The sequence below is a fragment of the Actinomadura sp. K4S16 genome, from assembly GCF_008327685.1.
Taxonomy (GTDB): domain Bacteria; phylum Actinomycetota; class Actinomycetes; order Streptosporangiales; family Streptosporangiaceae; genus Spirillospora.
The window spans coordinates 575,104-591,344 of record NZ_BDDE01000014.1 but is presented as its reverse complement, the minus strand read 5'-3'; the positions used below and the strand labels follow the sequence as shown (position 1 = coordinate 591,344).

The following is a 16,241-nucleotide window of genomic DNA, read 5'->3' as shown; positions in this document are numbered from 1 at the left end:
AGGAGAGCGTTCGCAGGGTGGCTCACGGGCTTGGGGCGGTGAACGGGGGCTCGTCCTGCGCGCAGGTGGTGCCGGGTGCGGGAAGCTTCCCGGTCACCAGGTAGGCCGCCTGGTGGTCGTCGGCGCAGGTGCTCCTGTTCTGGATGGCACTGTGTCCGTATCCCTCGACCGTGAGGAGCCGGGCTCGGGACAGTTCTCTCGTCAGGGCCACCGAGTTGGCGTAGGGCGTCTGCGGGTCGTGGGTCACGCCGATCACCAGGACCGGGGCGGACGTGCGCCGGTTCCAGGGGCCGGCGTAGCGGTCGCGGTCGGTGAACGCCCAGTCCGCGCACACAACCAGTTTCCAGGCGGACATGCGTCCCGCGTCGCCGGAGCGGCCCTGGGCCCAGGCGGCCTGCGCGGGGTAGGACGAAGGGTCGCGCGGGTTCGGGCTCTCCGAGCAGGCGATCGCGGCGAACTGCTCGGGACCGTCGTACCTGTCTCCGGTGTCCTGGACGCGGGTGTGGTGCGGGGCGCGAGGAGCGGTGCCGTGGGCGCCCTGCCAGAGCGTCTGCAGGAGCTCTGCGCCCTGGGGCCACCCGGCGTCCACCGCGCCGGGGATCGCCGTCGTGGCCTCCAGCGTCCACGAGACGGCGGCCACGGTCGAGGCGTACGTGTAGGTCTCGTCTCCGACCTGGACCGGTTGGTGGCGCAGTGCTTCGAGGAGAGCGTCGTACTTGGCGTGGGTCCCTTCGGCGGTGCCGGTGGAGAACGGGCAGCGGGCGGACCCGGCCCGGCCGCACAGGTCGAGGAAGGCGTTCAGCGTCCGCATCCGGTCCACGTCCTCGCGCAGGCGCAAGGCCGTGCCCAGCCGCCTGGCCTCCCCGTGCCGTCCCTTGGTGTACGCCACCGGTTCCAGGACGCTGTCGAGGACCATCGCGCGGACCCGCCCCGGGAACAGGTTCGCGTAGGTCGCGCCGATCAGCGTGCCGTACGAAAGGCCGTAGTAGCTGAGCTTGGGATCGCCGACGGCCCGGCGGAGCAGATCCATGTCCCTGGCCGTGTTCGCCGTGGAGACATGGGACAGCAGGGCCGGATCGCGCGTCGCGCACGCCTTCGCGAAGCGGGCGAAGACGTCGAGGGTCCGACTTTCCTCGGCCTTCCCGACCGGGAAGCCGGCGGGAAGCCGGGAGAACAGCTCCTGCTCGTCGGCGGCGGTCGGGAAGCACTGCGCGGCGGTGCTCTCGCCGACCCCGCGCGGGTCGAACCCGACGACGTCGAAACGCTCCTTCACCTGCTGGGGGAACCGGTCGTAGAGCGCGGGGAGATAGGACGTGAGGGCGTTGCCGGGCCCGCCGGAGTTGAAGAAGAGGGTGCCGATGCGGCGCCGCCGGTCGGCCGCCGGGCGTTTGATCACCCTGAGGTTGATCTGGGGGCCGTCGGGACGGTCGTAGTCGAGCGGGACGCGCGCGGTGTCGCAGACGTACGCGCCGCCGCCCTGGGCGCAGCGTTCGTCCCAGCGCAGCGTCGGGACCGGTGGCCGGTGCCCTGTGCCGTCCGAGGCTCCGGTCCGCACCGTCGCGGCCGAGGCGGTGCAGGCCGCGAGGGCGGAGGCGGCGAGCGCCAGCGCCACGGCCGACCAGGGGGTGCGGCGTGAGCGGGGCCGCTCGGGGGAACGCCGAAGAATGCCGTACATGATGATCTCCTTGCGGTGCCGGCGGGTGGTGCCCGCGAGGCCGGGGAACGGTGGGGTCACGCGGGGCTCGCCATCACCTCCGCCGGATGCGGGCGCATGGCGGCACGGCTCGACAGCAGCGTGACGACGAGCGTCAGCGCGCTGGCCGAGCCGACCACGGTGAGGAAGATCCAGGGCGGCCCGCCGGGTACCGGGGAGCCGTTCAGCGCGATGCCGAACGGCACCAGCGTCAGGGCCGCGACGGCGCAGCCGAGGAGAACGCCGGAGAAGGCGACGATCAGCCCCTCGACAGTGATCATCCGCAGCAGCCGGTCCCGGTCGGCTCCGACAATCCGCTGCAGCGCGAACTCGCGCCGCCGTTCCGCCGCGGCGATGATCAGCGTGTTCACCAGGGTGATCACCGTGTAGCCGATGATCACGGCGACGAACAGGTAGTTCACCGAGGCGCCCGTCCGCTCCTGCTCGGCCTGTGCCGCGACGGCCTCGTCCCGCCCCGCGACCCGTACGCCGGGCCGGTCCGAGACCCGCGCGGAGAGCGCGGCGGCCAGCCGGCCGCGGCCGGCGCCGGGGGCGGCGCGCACGAGGATCTCCGCGGGCATGCCGGCCGTGGTGTGCCGGGCCAGCAGGGGGGCGGGCATCAGCACGGTCGCGGGCCCGGTCCGCGTGGTGAACAGCGCGACGACCCGGAGGCCGGCCTTCGCGCCGTCGCCGAGCCGGAACGTCACGGTGTCGCCCACGCCCACCCCGCCGCCGATCCGCCGCGCGTGCCGGACGTCGAGGGCGACAGTGTCGTCGCGCAGGTCGGTGAGCGCGCCGGCGGTGACGGTGACCGCCGTGGTGGCGCCGGCGCCCTCCGGGCTGACCCCGCGCAGCTCCAGCCCGTCCTCGCTCTGCCCGGCGAGGCGCGGCGTCTCGACGAACCCGGTGCTGGTGACCAGCGCCGACGCCGCCGCGACGCCCGGGGTCGCCCGGACGGTGTCCACCAGGCCGAGGGGAACCCCTCCGGTGGACGAGGTGACCACCGCGTCCGCGCGCAGGCTGTCGGCGAACACGTGCCGCGCGTCGGCCGCCTGCGAGGTCTGGAGGTAGATCAGGCCGGTGGCCAGCCCCGTCGCGAGCATCACCGGGGTGAGGGCCGCGGCCGTCCTGTCCCTTCGTGCCCGCACGTTCAGCAGCGCCAGGTACCCGGCGTTCCCCGGCAGGGCGCGCAGCGCGGGCCGCAGCGCCGCCGCGACGACCGGAACGATCAGCGGGGCCAGCAGCGCCAGTCCGGCCGCCCAGAGCATCGCCGACGGTCCGGCGGTGCTCGCCGCCACCGGTCCGGACAGCACGATCGCCGTGACGAGCATCAGCGCGAAGGCGCCGCAGAGGCAGACCAGCGCGGCGCCGATCCGGAGCGGGCCGAGCCGGCGGTCCAGCAGGGACGCCTGGACGAGCGTGCGGGCGGGACGGGCCGTCGCCGCGCCATGGACCGCGACCAGCGCCGCCACCACGGCGGTCAGCAGCGCGGCCCCGGCCGCGGCGGCCGGCGGGATCCAGCCCTGCCGGAAGGCGATCTCGGCGGGGACCACGTCGTGCCCGGTGATCTGGCCGAACAGCGCCCGTCCGGCCCGGGGCCCGAGCGGCCGGGCCAGCGCGGCGGCCGCGGCGGCCGCCACGACCGCCTCGCCGAGGACCATCCGGCGCAGCTGCCCCGGCGTGGCGCCGATGATCCGCAGCAGCGCCGTCTCGCGCTGCCGCTGCTGGACCGACAGCCCCAGCGTGCTCGCCGCGACGAAGACCACCACCATGATCGCCAACCCGCCGAAGACGGCCGCCAGCACGATGAGGACCTCCCCCGCGGGCCGGACGTCGGTGAACTCGGCGTGCCCGCGGTCGCCTCCGGTGGCGACGGTCGCGTCGTGTCCCGCGAGCGCGGCGGAGATCCGTCCGGCGAGTTCGCCGGTGCCCGTGCCCGGGACCGGGAAGACCGCGAGCGCGTCGATCTGCCGTGGGGCGATCCGCCGCACGTCCGGATCGGAGAAGAACACCCCGGCCGGCAGCTCCGGGCGGCCCGCGGCCAGGCCGGCGACGCCGAAGCGCTCGACCGTGCCGCGTACCGCCAGATCGACGGTGCCGCCTGGCCGCGCTCCCACAGCGGCGGCCGTCCTGACGTCCAGCACCACTTCGCCGTGACTTCCGGGCTCCCGCCCGGCGGTCAGGGTGTAGGGCGCGAGCGAGGCCGATGACCAGCCGTGACCGGCCGGCCGTTCGGGCATGGGCAGGGGACCGCGGCCGTCCGGGCCGAGCACGGCGACGGGGAAGGAGACATCGGGCACCGCCCTCCCGACACCGGGCACGGCCCGAACGGCGTCCACCAGTTCGGGTGCGAGCCGGACCCGTTCGGGGAGCGTCACATGCTCGGCGTCGCCGGACTTCGGCACCCGGTAGGACTGGTCGCCGGTCACCACGACGGGCGCGCCCGCCAGCCTGCGCGGCGGCGCGTCGGCGCGGATGCCGGTCTCCATCAGCCCCCCGCACGCCGTGACGATCAGCACGCCGAGGAACAGGGCGGCGAAGGAGGCGGCGAGGCCGCCCTTCCGGAAGCGCAGGGTGCGCAGGGCGAGCCGGAGCATCACGACACCTCCTCGCGCGGGCGCCCGCCGTCGCGGCCCCACGCGCCCAGCCGGGTCATCCGCTCGGCGATCGCTTCGGCGGAGGGCTCGCGCATCTCGTCGGTGATCCGCCCGTCGGCCAGGAACACGACCCGGTCGGCCTGTGCGGCCGCCACCGGGTCATGGGTGACGATCACGACGGTCCGCCCCGCCTCGCGGACCGCGTCGCCGAGCAGGGCGAGGACCTCCCGGGCGCTGCGGGTGTCCAGCGCGCCGGTCGGCTCGTCCCCGAAGACGACCGCCGGGCCGGTGATCAGCGCCCGCGCGATGGCCACCCGCTGCTGCTGGCCGCCGGAGAGCTCGGCGGGACGGCGCCGTCCCATCGAGGCGAGACCGACCCGCTCCAGCGCGTCGTCCACGGCCCGCCGCCGCGGCCTGCCGCCCGCGAGCCGGATGGGGAGCGCGACGTTCTCGGCCACGCTCAGCGCCGGCAGCAGGTTGAACGCCTGGAACACGAACCCGACGCGTTCGCGCCGCAGCCGCGTGAGGGCCCGCTCGCGCATCCTCGTCAGGTCGTGGCCGTCCAGTACGGCCGAACCGGAGGTCGGCCTTTCGAGGCCCGCCGCGCAGTGCAGGAGCGTGGTCTTGCCCGAGCCGGAGGGGCCCATGATCGCGGTGAAGCCGCCCCGCCTGATCCCGATGGTGACGTCGTCGAGGGCGACGACGCCGTTCCGCTTGTTCCCGAACGTCTTGCGTACCGCCTGGAGGCGGACGACATCATCCGCGTCCGGCTCTTCCGGACCCATGGCCGGACCGGCGAACCTGGTCATCTCGCTCCCTCTGCCGTCTCCGGTGCCCCTGCGTGGACCGGGTGGTGCGCGCCGCTTTCGGAGGGCGCTCGTCCTGATGCGTCGAGCCTCGCTCGACCCGGGGGGAACGCGGCAGATGCCGATGTCGTCAGTCGGCAGTGATGAACGTCATCGGTCAGACGGGGACATCGGCATCTGCCCCCGGGCCCGGCCGGGTGGCGACAATGGTTCGCGATCGTCCAGGGGCGGCGGTCGTCGCCAGCGGGATCGTCGTCGCGAGAACGATCGGGGCGGACAGCCATGCGGAGAGTCCGGGGAGGTCACGTGCTGGACGCCGTCGCCTTCCCGGCCGCGTCCCGGGGCGAGCGCATATCCTGGTGGATCCCGGGTTCACGGGTGGAGGGCCACCTGAAACCGCGTTCGAGAACCGATCTGCTCGCCTCACCCGCGGCGGGCTTCGTTCCGCTCGCCACGATGGGCGCGGTCGCCTACAGCGTGCTGATCCCCGCGGTGGAGCTGTGGCGGTTCGTCCTCATCTCCACCGACACGGCGCGTACCGCGGGGGCGGTGCTGGCCACGGCGGGCTATCTGCCCCTGCACGTCAGGCACGTGCGCCACGCCGCCCGGGGGACCCGTCCCCCGAGAGCCGGCTGGACGGTCGCGGCGATGGCGCTGATCATCGTCGGGGTGCTGCCGTACCTGGGCGCGCTGTGGCTGGGGCAGTTCCACGCGCTGGCGGTCTCGGTGCTCATCGTGCTGCGCCGCCCCTGGTCGGTGGCGCTGTTCGGGGTGATCGTGGCGGCCCAGCCGCCGCTGGCGGTCCTGCTCGGCCGCCCCGACATGGCCGCGTTCTTCACGATCGCCGGGGCCCTCAAGGGCCTGCCGGTGTTCCTGCTGATCTGGCTGGTCGGCGCGGTGCGCCGGCTGCACGCGGCGCGGCGCGCGCTGGCGGACAGGGCGGTCGCGCGCGAGCGGCTGCGGATCGACCGGGAGCTGCGGGAGACGGTGGGCGCGGCCCTGGAGTCGATCACCGTACGGGGTGAGCGGGCGGGCGCGCTGGCCGGGTCCGACAGGGCCGCGGCGGAGGCCGAGCTGCGCGCGCTCGCCGGGGGCTCGCGGCAGGCGCTGGCCGAGGCCCGGCGGCTGGTCCGCGGCTACCAGCGGACCTCGCTGCACGCCGCGCTGGACACCGCGACGACCCTGCTGTCGGCGGCGGGCATCGAGAGCCGCGTCGTCCTGCCGGACGGAGACGTCCCGGACACCGTCGACGAGGCCCTCCATGCCGCGCTGCGCGCCGACGTCGCGCGCCTGCTGCAGGACGACCTGGTCCGGCGCTGCGTCATCGTGGTCGCCCGCCACGACGGACGGCTGCGTCTGGAGGCCAGGGCCGAACCCGGCGACCCCGCCGAACCCGGTGGACCCGGCGACATCGCGGCCGGTGCCCGGTGAGCGCCGCGTCCGCCGAGTGGCTGGAGGGGCCCGCCTGGTCGCCGCGCCGGGCCCGCTGGTTCCTGGTCGCCGCGCACCTGCCGTTCATCCTGGCGTCCCCGATCTACGCGATCAGCGGCCCGGACGGCCCCGTCGCCCGGCATCCCGCGGTGCCGCTCCTCGTCGGGTCGGTCATCGGCGCCCTGCAACTGCGGCACAGCTTCGCCGCGGTGCGCGGAGAACGCCCGCGCGGCTGGCACTGGACGTTCCTGGCGCTGGTCGTCCTGGTCTACCTGCCGATGCCCTGGTTCACCGGCAACTGGATCGACATGCAGCTGTTCGTGGTCGTCTCGGCGATCATGCTGCTGCGCGGGGCCGCCGCGGCCGTGGTGGCCCTCCTGCCCGTGGTGGGCACCCTGGTCGCGCTGATCATGTCGCCGCCCGGCGACTACGCGGACGTGGGCGTCGTCGAGCGGGTGGCGTGGGCCGCCTTCTGGCTGTCGGCCGGCTTCACGATCGGCGTGGTGGCCACCTGCGGGTCGGTCTGGCTGGTGCGGATCGCCGACGAGCTCCAGGCCACCCGCACCGAGCTGGCCGAGGTCGCCATCGGGCGGGAGCGGCTGCGCGTCTCCCGCGACCTGCACGACCTGCTCGGCCAGAGCCTGGCGGCGGTGTCCCTCAAGGGCGACCTCGCGCTGCGGCTGCTGTCGAAGGACCCGGCCGCGGCCCGCGCGCAGATCGAGAACCTCACCCTGGTGGCCCGCGAGGCGCTGGTCGGGATGCGGGCCGTGGCCAGGAACGAGCATTCGGTGTCGCTGGAGGAGGAGACCAGGGGCGTGGCCGCACTGCTCGACGCCGCCGGCATCGAGGCCCGGGTGGAGGTGCGCCTGCCCGACCTCGACCCGGCCGTCCAGGACGTCCTCGCCTGGGCGGTGCGGGAAGGGGTGACCAACGTGCTGCGCCACAGCGACGCCCGCACCTGCTCCATCACCGCGCGGCGCCGCGGCGGCGCCGTCCGGCTGGAGATCGTCAACGACGGGATGCGCGAGCCGAAGGGCGAGGGCAGCGGCCTGGCCGGGCTGGCCGAACGCGCGCGGGCCCTGTCCGGCACCGTGTCCGCCGACGGGGCGAGGGGCCGGTTCCGGCTGCTCGTCGACGTTCCCGAGGAGACTCTCTGATGATCAAAGTGCTGATCGCCGAGGACGTGCACATGATCCGCGGCGCGCTGGTCGCGTTGATCCTGCTGGAGGACGACATGGAGGTCGTCGCGGAGCTCGACCGCGGGGACCGGATCGTCGCCACCGCCCTGGAGACCCGGCCGGACGTGGCCGTCGTCGACATCGACCTGCCGGGCATGGACGGCCTCACCGCCGCGGGCGAGCTGTACGAGCGGATGCCCGAGTGCCGGGCGCTCGTCCTCACCGGGCTCAGCCAGCCGGGCAACCTGCTGCGCGCGCTCAAGCTCCACGTCCGAGGCTTCATCGTCAAGGACGCGCCCGCCGAGACCCTCGCCGACGGCATCCGGCGCGTCGCCGCGGGGGAGCGCGTCATCGACCCCGACCTGGTCGCCGCCGCCCTGGAGACCGGCAGCAGCCCGCTCACGCCGCGCGAGGCCGACGTGCTCCGCGCCGCCGACGGCGGCCTGTCCACCGAGGAGATCGCCGCCTCCCTCTCCCTGACGCGGGCGACGGTCCGCAACTACCTCTCCAACGCCATCACGAAGGTCAACGCCCGGAACCGCATCGACGCCATCCGCATCTCCCGCAACGCCGGCTGGCTCTGATCCGCCCGCGTGCCGGACGGCGCGCGCGCTCGGCGGTGCAACCGGTGGCGGCGGGGCGGGGTTCAGAGGGCGAGGCGCGTCCGAGGCGGGCGCGCTCGCCTATGAGAGGGGTACCCATGGACCTGCGGCTCGCCGGACGCGTCGCGATCGTCACCGGAGCGTCGAAGGGGATCGGGGCGGCCGTCACGCGGACGCTGCTGGACGAGGGCGCCCGCGTCGTGGCCGTGTCCCGCAAGCCCGGCGGGGAACTGGACGCGCTCGCCGGGCCGAACCTGCTCCACGTGTCCGCCGACCTGATGGACGCCGCCGCCCCGGCGCACGTCGTGGAGCGGGCGGTGGAGGAGTTCGGCCGGCTCGACGTCCTGGTCAACAACGCGGGCGGGCCGCCGCCCGGGGCGATGCTGCCCCGGTTCGGGTTCCTGACCCCGTCGGACGACGACTGGCGTGCGATGTTCGAGTTCAACCTGTTCGCAGTGGTCCGCGCGGTCCGGGCGGCGATGCCGCACCTGCTGGAGAGCGACGCGGCGTCGATCGTCAACGTGTCGTCGGGGAACGGGCGGCGCCCCGGGCCGATGAACTACGACTACAACGCGGCGAAGGCGGCGCTGAACAACCTGACGAAGGGGCTGTCGGAGGAGTTCGCCCCGCAGGGCGTGCGGGTCAACTCGGTGTCGCCGGGCCCGGTCCGGACGCCCTGGTGGACCGACGAGGGCGGCGCCGCCGACATCATCGCCGGGGCCACCGGCTCCGACCGCGACGCCGTGCTGGACGGCGGCGCGGCCGAGATGATGAGCCTCACGACCGGCCGCCTCGCGACGCCGCAGGAGGTCGCGGACGTGGTCGTGCTGCTGGCGTCGCCGCGGTCGGCGAGCACCACCGGGGCCGACTTCGCGGTCGACTCCGGCTTCCTCAAGGAGGTCTGAGCCTCCCGGTGCGGCCCCCGGCTCCCGCGGCCGGGGGCCCGCACGGTCATCCGGCCTTCCGGCGCGGCAGCAGCAGTGCCGGGACCAGGGCCAGGGCCAGCATGGCCACCGCGAAGAGGTAGGTGTGCTGGAACGCGTCCGCCAGCGGCCCGGCGACCGCCCGGTGCCCGTCCGGTCCCAGCCTGTGGACGGCCTGGAGCGGGCCGCCCTCCCCGTCCGGCACCAGGCCGCTCATCAGCGCGGACAGCACGACCGACGCCGCCGCCATCCCGACGGCGCCCGACATCGTGTTGAGCAGGTTGACCGTCGCGCTCGCCGCCGGGGCCCGGTCGTGCGGCAGGCCGCGGGTCGCCGCCGCCATCGCGGGCATCATCGTCGCGCCGCCGCCCGCGCCCATCAGCAGCATCGTCGCGCACAGCCCCCAGTAGGACGCGTCCGCGTCGAGCTGGGCGGTGAACAGCGCGAACCCGGTGAGGGCGGTCGCGACCGACACGGGCACGAGCCGCCCCGGCGGCACCCGGTCGGCGATGCGGCCCGCGACCTGCATCGCCGTCCCGGAGCCGAGCGCGAACGGGATGCCGATCACCCCGGCCATCGTCGCGCTCTCGCCCCGGACGACCTGCAGGTACAGGGGGAGCAGCAGCATCGAGCCGAAGTAGCCGAACGAGAACAGGGTCAGCGTGCCGGTCGCGGCGGCGAACGTCCGGTCCCGGAACCCGCGCAGGTCGATCAGCGGATGCCGGGCCGTCAGCGCCCGGACGGCGAACGCGATGACCAGCGCCGCGCCCGCGGCCATCGGCGCCAGGACGCCCGGCGAGCCGAACCCGCCGCGGTCGCCGCCCGTCGTCACGCCGTAGAGCACGAGGGCGATGCCGGGCGAGAGCGTCAGCAGGCCCGGAAGGTCCAGCGGCCGACCCTCCGCCGGGACGTCGCGCGGGAAGACCCGCAGGACGAGGACCACGACGGCCGCCGCCACGGGCAGGTTCACGAAGAACATCCACCGCCACGAAACCTCGTCGATCAGCCAGCCGCCGAGGACCGGCCCGGCCAGCGGCCCGACGAGGATCGACAGGCCGAGCGTGCTCATCAGCCGGCCGAGCCGCTCCGGCCCGGCGGCGCGCAGCAGGATCGTCATGCCGACCGGCATCACCAGCCCGCCGCTGAACCCCTGCACGACCCGGAACGCGATCAGCGACTCGATGTTCCACGCCAGCCCGGCCAGCAGCGACCCGGCCCCGAACGCCGCGATCGCGCCCAGGTAGAGGCGGCGGGCGCCGAACCGCCCGACCGCCCACGCGCTGGACGGGATCACCGCGCCGAGCGCCAGCGAGTACCCGGTCGCCACCCACTGGATCGTGCCGAGCGGCGCGCGGAACTCCTGGGACAGCCGATTGATCGCGACGTTCACCACCGTGGTGTCCAGCGTGATCATGATCGAGCCGAGGACGAGGACGAGCGCGACCGCCATCGGGTCCGGCCCCGTCCGCTCCCGCGGCGGGGCCTCCGCCGTCGCGGTCATCTCAGCTCCCGTACGGGCGGACGGCCCGGGCGTCGCGCAGCGCGTGCCCCCACCAGGCGAGCTGGTCGAGCATCCCCTTGGCCGCCGCGGACGCGCCCTCGGGGTCGTTCGGCCGGCCGTCGCCGCCGAACCAGTTCCACGGGCTGTGGAAGCTGACGGTGTCGCGCACGGTGACGGCGTGCAGTTCGGCGAAGACGGCCCGCAGGTGCTCGACCGCGCGCAGCCCGCCCGCGAGCCCCCCGTACGAGACGAACGCGACCGGCTTGGCCCGCCACTCGTGGAAGTGGGTGTCGATCAGGTTCTTCAGCGTGCCGGGGAAGCTGTGGTTGTACTCGCAGGTCACCACGACGAAGGCGTCGGCCTCGCGCAGCGTCGCGGTCACCCGCGCGAACCGCTCGGACGCCTTCGCCCCGAGCGCGGACGGCGGCGGCTCGTCCGCCACGTCGACGACGTCGACGATCAGGTCCTCGCGCTGCCGGGCCTGCTCGGCGAACCAGTCCCCCACGGTCGGCCCGAACCGCCCCTCGCGCGTGCTCGCGATGATGATCGCGACGCGCAGCGGTGCCTTGGTCATCGGTATCTCCTTCAAAGGCGCGGTCTGACGACGCGTCCGAAGCTACGGAGACCTCTGCGGGCGGCTCATCTGTCAGATGACTGGGCGCCCTACCTGTTCACCACCAGGGGATCTCGCCGACCGCTCCGCCTCCCGAGCCGCACCGGGCCGCCGGGCGGGCGCCCCTGCCGGCGGAGGCCCGGCTGGTCACCGCGGCGGCACGAGGGTGGCTTACGATCATGTGATCTGGTCCTCTGCATCGGAGCGCCAGGGGTGTCGGGAGGGCCGCCGTGGATCTCGTACTCGGCTATGTACTGGGGCTTGCCAGCGCCCTGCCCTTCCTCTTCGTCTTCCGGATGCGGCGCTCGGCGGCGCCGCCGAATCCCACCGCCGCCGCGGCCGACGCCGTCCGGGACGGGGGTGTACGAACACCGGACCGGCGGATCGCCGAACTCACCGAAACAGTCACGGAGCTGGGCGAAGAGATCGGTGGGCTCACCTTCGACCCGGCCGCGCCCGGCGTGCCGCCGGAGTCCATGAAGGACTACCGGCGTGTGCTCGACGGCTACGCCAACGCCAGGGACGCCCTCGACTCCCGTGACTTCGAGCAGGTCCGTCAGGAACTCGCCAACGCCAGGAACGCCCTGGTCCGTATGGATGCCCGCGCCCACGGGCTGCCGGTGCCCGTAGACGTCTCCCGCGCCGCACGCGAACGCGGCGAGCCGCCAGGGCCCCAGCCGCTGTCGAACCGGCGGTTCTCCTACTCGGGGAGCAACGAGCGGGCGTACACGGTCCCGATCGACTGGCCCGAGCCCGGCCGGTCGGCCATCATGGAGGTGACCAGGAACGGTACGGGATCCACCGAGTTCAACTCCGTACTGGTCAGGGCCGAGCAGAGCAGGCCGAAGACCCTCAGGACTCGCTTCCTCGGGGGCAGCGCGCGGGCTCGCTTCTATCTTGAGACGACCCCGGACGTCTTCGAGGCCCCGACGCACCTGCGGATCGCTCCCGATGAAGTGCACCGGGGTACCGGGGCATGGACGGTCCGGCTGCATCCGCTCAGCGAGGCCGTGGAACTGGTCCGCGAATACCAGGGGAGCGGCGCCGAGGTACTCGTTTACCGTGCGAAGGCACCGGCCGTCCTCGGCATCCATGTCGCCGGCCCGTCCGGTTGGGAGGTCGAGTACCGCTGTATGAGGGAGCACCGTCGCTGGGAGCAGTGCCGGTTCGGCAGGCTGAGGACCTTGATGTACGACCTCCGGGACGAAGACCGCCGAAGTGCCCGGATCTGTGGGCGCGGGTTGATCGTCGTCCACGCCGCGGGGTCTGCCCGGTGGTCGTTGTCCGCCGCGCCGGAGCAGCCTGCGTCCCCCTCCGGTCCGCTGTCCGGGATCCGTCGGTTGTTCGAGGTCTGAGGGCGCGCCGGGAGACCTGGAAGTAGCGGTTGCGGACCAGCACCTCCCCCTCCGCCGGCACAGGCACGTCCACCTCCACCATGCTGAAGTGCTCCAGTGACCCGCGCGTCAGGGTCAAGCGTCCGCCGGCGCCTGGTCCGGTGCGGCGGCGGGACGGCCCGGGGTGAGGACGGCGGACGCCAGGGTCGCGACGGCCGCGGTGGCGGCGGCGAGGACGAAGCCGTTCGTGAAGCCGTCGAGGGTGTCGCCGGTGAGGCTGGCGGCCGCGACGCTGGATATGACGGCGGCCCCGATCGACGCGCCGAACTCGTGGAAGGTGCTGACGATGCCGGACGCGATGCCGGACTCGTGCGGCGCCACCTGGCCGAGGGCCGTGGCGGAGGCGACGACGAACATCGCGCCCGCTCCGGCGCCCGCGATCGCCGTGCCGGCCACGACCGTCACGGGGTGCAGCGAGACGGCCGGGATCGCCATGCCGGCGGCGGCGGCGACGAGCCCGGCGACGGCGAGGCGGCGCGGTCCCGCGGCGGCGATGGTCCGCCCGGTGAGGTCGGCGCCGGCCATCGTCGCGACCGCGATCGGCAGGAACAGCAGGCCGGTGCGCAGCGCGCCGTAGTCCCGGGCGTGCTGGAAGTAGAACGTGCCGAGGAAGAACATCGCGATCATCAGGGCCGTCGCGGTCACGATCAGGAACGTGCCGGTGGCCACCGGGCGGCGGGCCAGCAGCGAGAGGTCCATCATGGGCGAGGCGGCGGTCTTCTGCCTGGCCGCGAACGCCAGGTAGCCGACCGCGGCGAGCAGCACCGGCCAGCCGGTGCCGAGGTCGAGCCAGCCGGCGTCGCCGGCGCGGATGAACGCGTAGATCAGGGCGCCGGACGAGGCGGTGACCAGCAGCGCGCCGAGGACGTCGAGCCGGGGGCGGAACGCGGCCGCCTCGTGGCGCGGCAGCATCCGGGCGAGCGCGGCGAAGATCACCAGGCCGATGGGGACGTTGACGAAGAACACCCAGGGCCAGCCGGGACCGGCGGTGAGCGCGCCGCCCAGCAGGACGCCGAGGGCGGCCCCGCCGCCGCCCAACGCGGACCAGACGCCGAGCGCCTTGTTCCGCTCGTCCCCCTGGAACAGCGTGACCACGAGGGACAGGGCCGACGGGGACAGCATCGCCGCCCCCACCCCCTGGGCGACGCGCCCGCCCAGCAGGACCGCGGCCGATCCGGCCAGGCCCGTCACCAGCGACGCGGCCGTGAAGACCAGCAGGCCGGCGAGGACGACGCGCTTGGCGCCGAACAGGTCGGCGGTCCGGCCGCCGAGCAGCATCAGGCCGCCGAACGCCAGGGTGTAGGCGCTGACCGTCCAGGTCACGGCCTGGCGGCTCAGCTCCAGGTCGGTCTCCATGTGCGGCAGCGCGATCGCGACGACCGTGACGTCGAGGATCAGCATGAGCTGGGCCACGCCGAGCAGCCCCAGGATGCGCCAGCGCAGCGGATGCGGCCGCGCGGCCGAGTCGTGACCGGTGTCTGTCATGACGACTTCTCCTCAATAAATCGTATAGGACCATACGAGTTAGGAGAGTAACACGTACTTCGATGTACGAGTTAGGATGCGGGCATGTCCTCCGCCGCCCCGGGCCGGCGCCGGCGCGCAGACGCCGAGCGCAACATCGCCCGCATCGTGTCCGCCGCACGCGAGTGCCTTGGCCGGGATCCCGGCGCGAGCATCGACGACATCGCCAAGGCGGCCGGTGTCGGACGGATGACGCTCTATGGCCACTTCCGCAACCGGGCCGACCTGGTCGAGGCCGCGCTGGTCGACGCACTGCGCGCCGGTGAGGAGAAGCTGTCGGGCCTCGACCTGTCCGGGAGTCCCGAAGAGGCGCTCACCCGGCTGGTGGAATCCAGTTGGGCCCTCGTGGCCGAATCCAGGGCCCTGCTCATGGCGGCGCAGGAGGCCCTTCCGGCGGGGCGCGTCCGCGAGTTGCACGCCGATCCGGCGAAGCGCGTGGAGGACATCGTCCGCCGCGGCCAGGACGAGGGCGTGTTCCGCACCGACCTGCCGATCACATGGCTGGTCAACGTGGTCCAGTACGTCCTGCACGGCGCCGCCGAGGAGACCCGCGCCGAGCGGCTGGACGAGGAGGAGACCGGCCGCGTCGTGTCCGCGACGGTGCGCTCCATCCTCACCACCTGACCGACCGCGGTCTCATGTCCCGGGCGATCGGCTCTTGCCGGAGCGCGCCGGAGCCGAGGCTTCGCCGGATCGCCCGTGCCGGCGCAGGGCGGCCGGCGGGCTGTGCCGGATCGCGGCCTTACCTCCGAGGTAATCGGTTCGTGGCGGGGCGTGATGGGAGGGTCGCGGCATGGAGCGAACACTGGAGATGCTTGCGGGCGGCCGGGTGGCGTGGGGTGCGCTGGCGCTGGCCGCGCCCGGCCTCAACGTGCGGCTGGCGGGCATGGGCGACCGCGACGGCCCCGAGCTCAGGTACCTGATCCGGGTCTTCGGCAGCCGGGCCGTCGCGCTCGGCCTCGGCTACCTGCTGAGCGATCCGCGGGCGCGGCGGCGCTGGCGGAGGCTCTGCCTGATGGTGGACGCCTGCGACACCGCCGCCGGGCTCGCGCACGTGGTCCGCGGGGACGTGCCGCGCGGACCGGCGGCCGGCCTGACGGCGATCACCGGCGGCTACGCCGTCCTCGGCGCCCTCGCCCTGCGCGCGGAAGGGGCGCCGACCTGACCGCCGTCCGCCCGCGGCCGCGCGGTCAGACCGGGATGAACAGCGCCTCGAACGGCGCGTCGCCCACCCCGGTCGTCACATGCCCGGTGCCCGTGGTGTCGGTGGCGAGCACCAGGTCACCGGGGCCGAAGCGACGCCGGTCGCCGTCGCCGACGGTCACCTCGATGGTGCCGCGCAGCATCACGACCCACTGCTCGCGGGGCGCCGGGTGCGGTGCGCTGTCGAACGCGGCACTGCTCAGGAACTGGACGCCGCCGCTCGACCCCAGTTCGCCGATCGCCATGGCCGGCACTCCCTCGGCGACGATCCGGCGGTCGAGGGCCAGCTCGCCGTTCTCGAACGCCGATCGGCCGTCCCGGGTGCGGACGATCTTCGTGAAGCGCGTCACGGGGCGATGAACTGGTGGTCGGTCCGGATGCGGCCGGCGGAGTCCAGGGAGAGGACGTCCAGCCCGCCGCCGACGGCCTCGCGTCCCCCGGTCGTCACCATCGACCAGCGGATGGCGACCACGTTGGGGAGCAGCTCGGCCGGCTCCTCGGCGGCGAAGACGTGCTCGCCGGACGCGACGAACATCTCGTAGGCGCGGCCCACCCGGGCGTCCAGCGCGTCGTGGCCGTGGACCTCCAGGAACGGCGCGGGGACGGCGAGCGCCGCGGCCGCTTCCCGGACCTCCTGCGGCGGGTCGACCAGCACGTGGACCGCGTCGGACGTCCACAGTTCGCGGACGAGCGCGCTGCGCGCCGCCGGGTCGGGTTCGTTCCACTGGGCGACATAGCGGTCGGCCAATCGCTTCACATCGAGTTGAGTGCTCATG

15 protein-coding genes are annotated in these 16,241 nt (G+C 74.2%); 7 read left to right on the top strand and 8 right to left on the bottom strand.

Annotation, left to right across the window (positions count from 1 at the left end; translation table 11 throughout):
• Positions 1 to 22: 22 nt before the first annotated feature.
• From K4S16_RS21170 to K4S16_RS21160, 3 genes are read right to left on the bottom strand one after another with little or no spacing between them, the layout of a single operon-like run.
• Complete coding sequence (locus tag K4S16_RS21170) at positions 23 to 1,735, bottom strand: alpha/beta hydrolase (protein ID WP_149260697.1); 1,713 nt, start codon at positions 1,733 to 1,735, stop codon at positions 23 to 25.
• Positions 1,732 to 4,290 carry an ABC transporter permease gene (locus K4S16_RS21165; protein WP_149260696.1) on the bottom strand — a complete coding sequence of 853 codons (2,559 nt, stop codon included), beginning with the start codon at positions 4,288 to 4,290 and terminating at the stop codon, positions 1,732 to 1,734. The genes K4S16_RS21170 and K4S16_RS21165 overlap by 4 nt, the downstream gene beginning before the upstream one ends.
• Entirely contained in the window at positions 4,290 to 5,099 is an 810-nt protein-coding gene (locus tag K4S16_RS21160; RefSeq protein ID WP_235036956.1) for an ABC transporter ATP-binding protein, read from the bottom strand. The genes K4S16_RS21165 and K4S16_RS21160 overlap by 1 nt, the downstream gene beginning before the upstream one ends.
• Positions 5,100 to 5,402: 303 nt before the next feature.
• On the opposite strand from K4S16_RS21160, the gene K4S16_RS21155 reads away from it, so the two are divergent.
• The 4 genes from K4S16_RS21155 to K4S16_RS21140 all read left to right on the top strand — a co-directional run bounded on the left by K4S16_RS21155 (position 5,403) and on the right by K4S16_RS21140 (position 9,212).
• Positions 5,403 to 6,527, top strand: a complete 1,125-nt coding sequence (locus K4S16_RS21155) for a histidine kinase (protein ID WP_160160972.1) — start codon at positions 5,403 to 5,405, stop codon at positions 6,525 to 6,527.
• The gene (locus K4S16_RS21150; RefSeq protein WP_149260694.1) at positions 6,524 to 7,684 is read left to right on the top strand and encodes a sensor histidine kinase; all 1,161 of its coding nucleotides are present in this window, start codon (positions 6,524 to 6,526) and stop codon (positions 7,682 to 7,684) included. Before K4S16_RS21155 ends, K4S16_RS21150 begins: the two co-directional genes overlap by 4 nt.
• Complete coding sequence (locus tag K4S16_RS21145; protein ID WP_149260693.1) at positions 7,684 to 8,289, top strand: DNA-binding response regulator; 606 nt, start codon at positions 7,684 to 7,686, stop codon at positions 8,287 to 8,289. Before K4S16_RS21150 ends, K4S16_RS21145 begins: the two co-directional genes overlap by 1 nt.
• A gap of 116 nt (positions 8,290 to 8,405) precedes the next feature.
• Complete coding sequence (locus tag K4S16_RS21140) at positions 8,406 to 9,212, top strand: SDR family NAD(P)-dependent oxidoreductase (protein ID WP_149260692.1); 807 nt, start codon at positions 8,406 to 8,408, stop codon at positions 9,210 to 9,212.
• A gap of 46 nt (positions 9,213 to 9,258) precedes the next feature.
• Here K4S16_RS21140 and K4S16_RS21135 read toward each other — a convergent pair whose 3' ends face one another.
• Positions 9,259 to 10,731 carry a DHA2 family efflux MFS transporter permease subunit gene (locus K4S16_RS21135; protein WP_149260691.1) on the bottom strand — a complete coding sequence of 491 codons (1,473 nt, stop codon included), beginning with the start codon at positions 10,729 to 10,731 and terminating at the stop codon, positions 9,259 to 9,261.
• A gap of 1 nt (position 10,732) precedes the next feature.
• The gene (locus K4S16_RS21130; protein WP_149260690.1) at positions 10,733 to 11,305 is read right to left on the bottom strand and encodes an NADPH-dependent FMN reductase; all 573 of its coding nucleotides are present in this window, start codon (positions 11,303 to 11,305) and stop codon (positions 10,733 to 10,735) included.
• Between the two features lie 269 nt (positions 11,306 to 11,574).
• Between K4S16_RS21130 and K4S16_RS21125 the strand changes: the two genes are divergently transcribed.
• A complete protein-coding gene (locus K4S16_RS21125; protein WP_149260689.1) occupies positions 11,575 to 12,699 on the top strand; it encodes a hypothetical protein in 1,125 nt (374 codons plus the stop codon).
• Between the two features lie 114 nt (positions 12,700 to 12,813).
• Here the strand turns inward: K4S16_RS21125 and K4S16_RS21120 are convergent, their stop codons facing one another.
• A complete protein-coding gene (locus K4S16_RS21120; RefSeq protein WP_149260688.1) occupies positions 12,814 to 14,223 on the bottom strand; it encodes an MFS transporter in 1,410 nt (469 codons plus the stop codon).
• Between the two features lie 84 nt (positions 14,224 to 14,307).
• Between K4S16_RS21120 and K4S16_RS21115 the strand changes: the two genes are divergently transcribed.
• Both K4S16_RS21115 and K4S16_RS21110 read left to right on the top strand, forming a co-directional pair.
• Positions 14,308 to 14,886: a TetR/AcrR family transcriptional regulator gene (locus K4S16_RS21115; protein WP_149260687.1), complete on the top strand. Its 579-nt coding sequence runs from the start codon at positions 14,308 to 14,310 to the stop codon at positions 14,884 to 14,886.
• Between the two features lie 169 nt (positions 14,887 to 15,055).
• Complete coding sequence (locus K4S16_RS21110; RefSeq protein ID WP_149260686.1) at positions 15,056 to 15,427, top strand: hypothetical protein; 372 nt, start codon at positions 15,056 to 15,058, stop codon at positions 15,425 to 15,427.
• Between the two features lie 25 nt (positions 15,428 to 15,452).
• On the opposite strand, the gene K4S16_RS21105 is transcribed toward K4S16_RS21110, so the two are convergent.
• Both K4S16_RS21105 and K4S16_RS21100 read right to left on the bottom strand, forming a co-directional pair.
• The gene (locus tag K4S16_RS21105; RefSeq protein ID WP_149260685.1) at positions 15,453 to 15,815 is read right to left on the bottom strand and encodes a cupin domain-containing protein; all 363 of its coding nucleotides are present in this window, start codon (positions 15,813 to 15,815) and stop codon (positions 15,453 to 15,455) included.
• Positions 15,812 to 16,240 (bottom strand): hypothetical protein, encoded by a 429-nt coding sequence (locus K4S16_RS21100; RefSeq protein WP_149260684.1) that lies wholly within the window; start codon positions 16,238 to 16,240, stop codon positions 15,812 to 15,814. The genes K4S16_RS21105 and K4S16_RS21100 overlap by 4 nt, the downstream gene beginning before the upstream one ends.
• Position 16,241 lies beyond the last annotated feature (1 nt).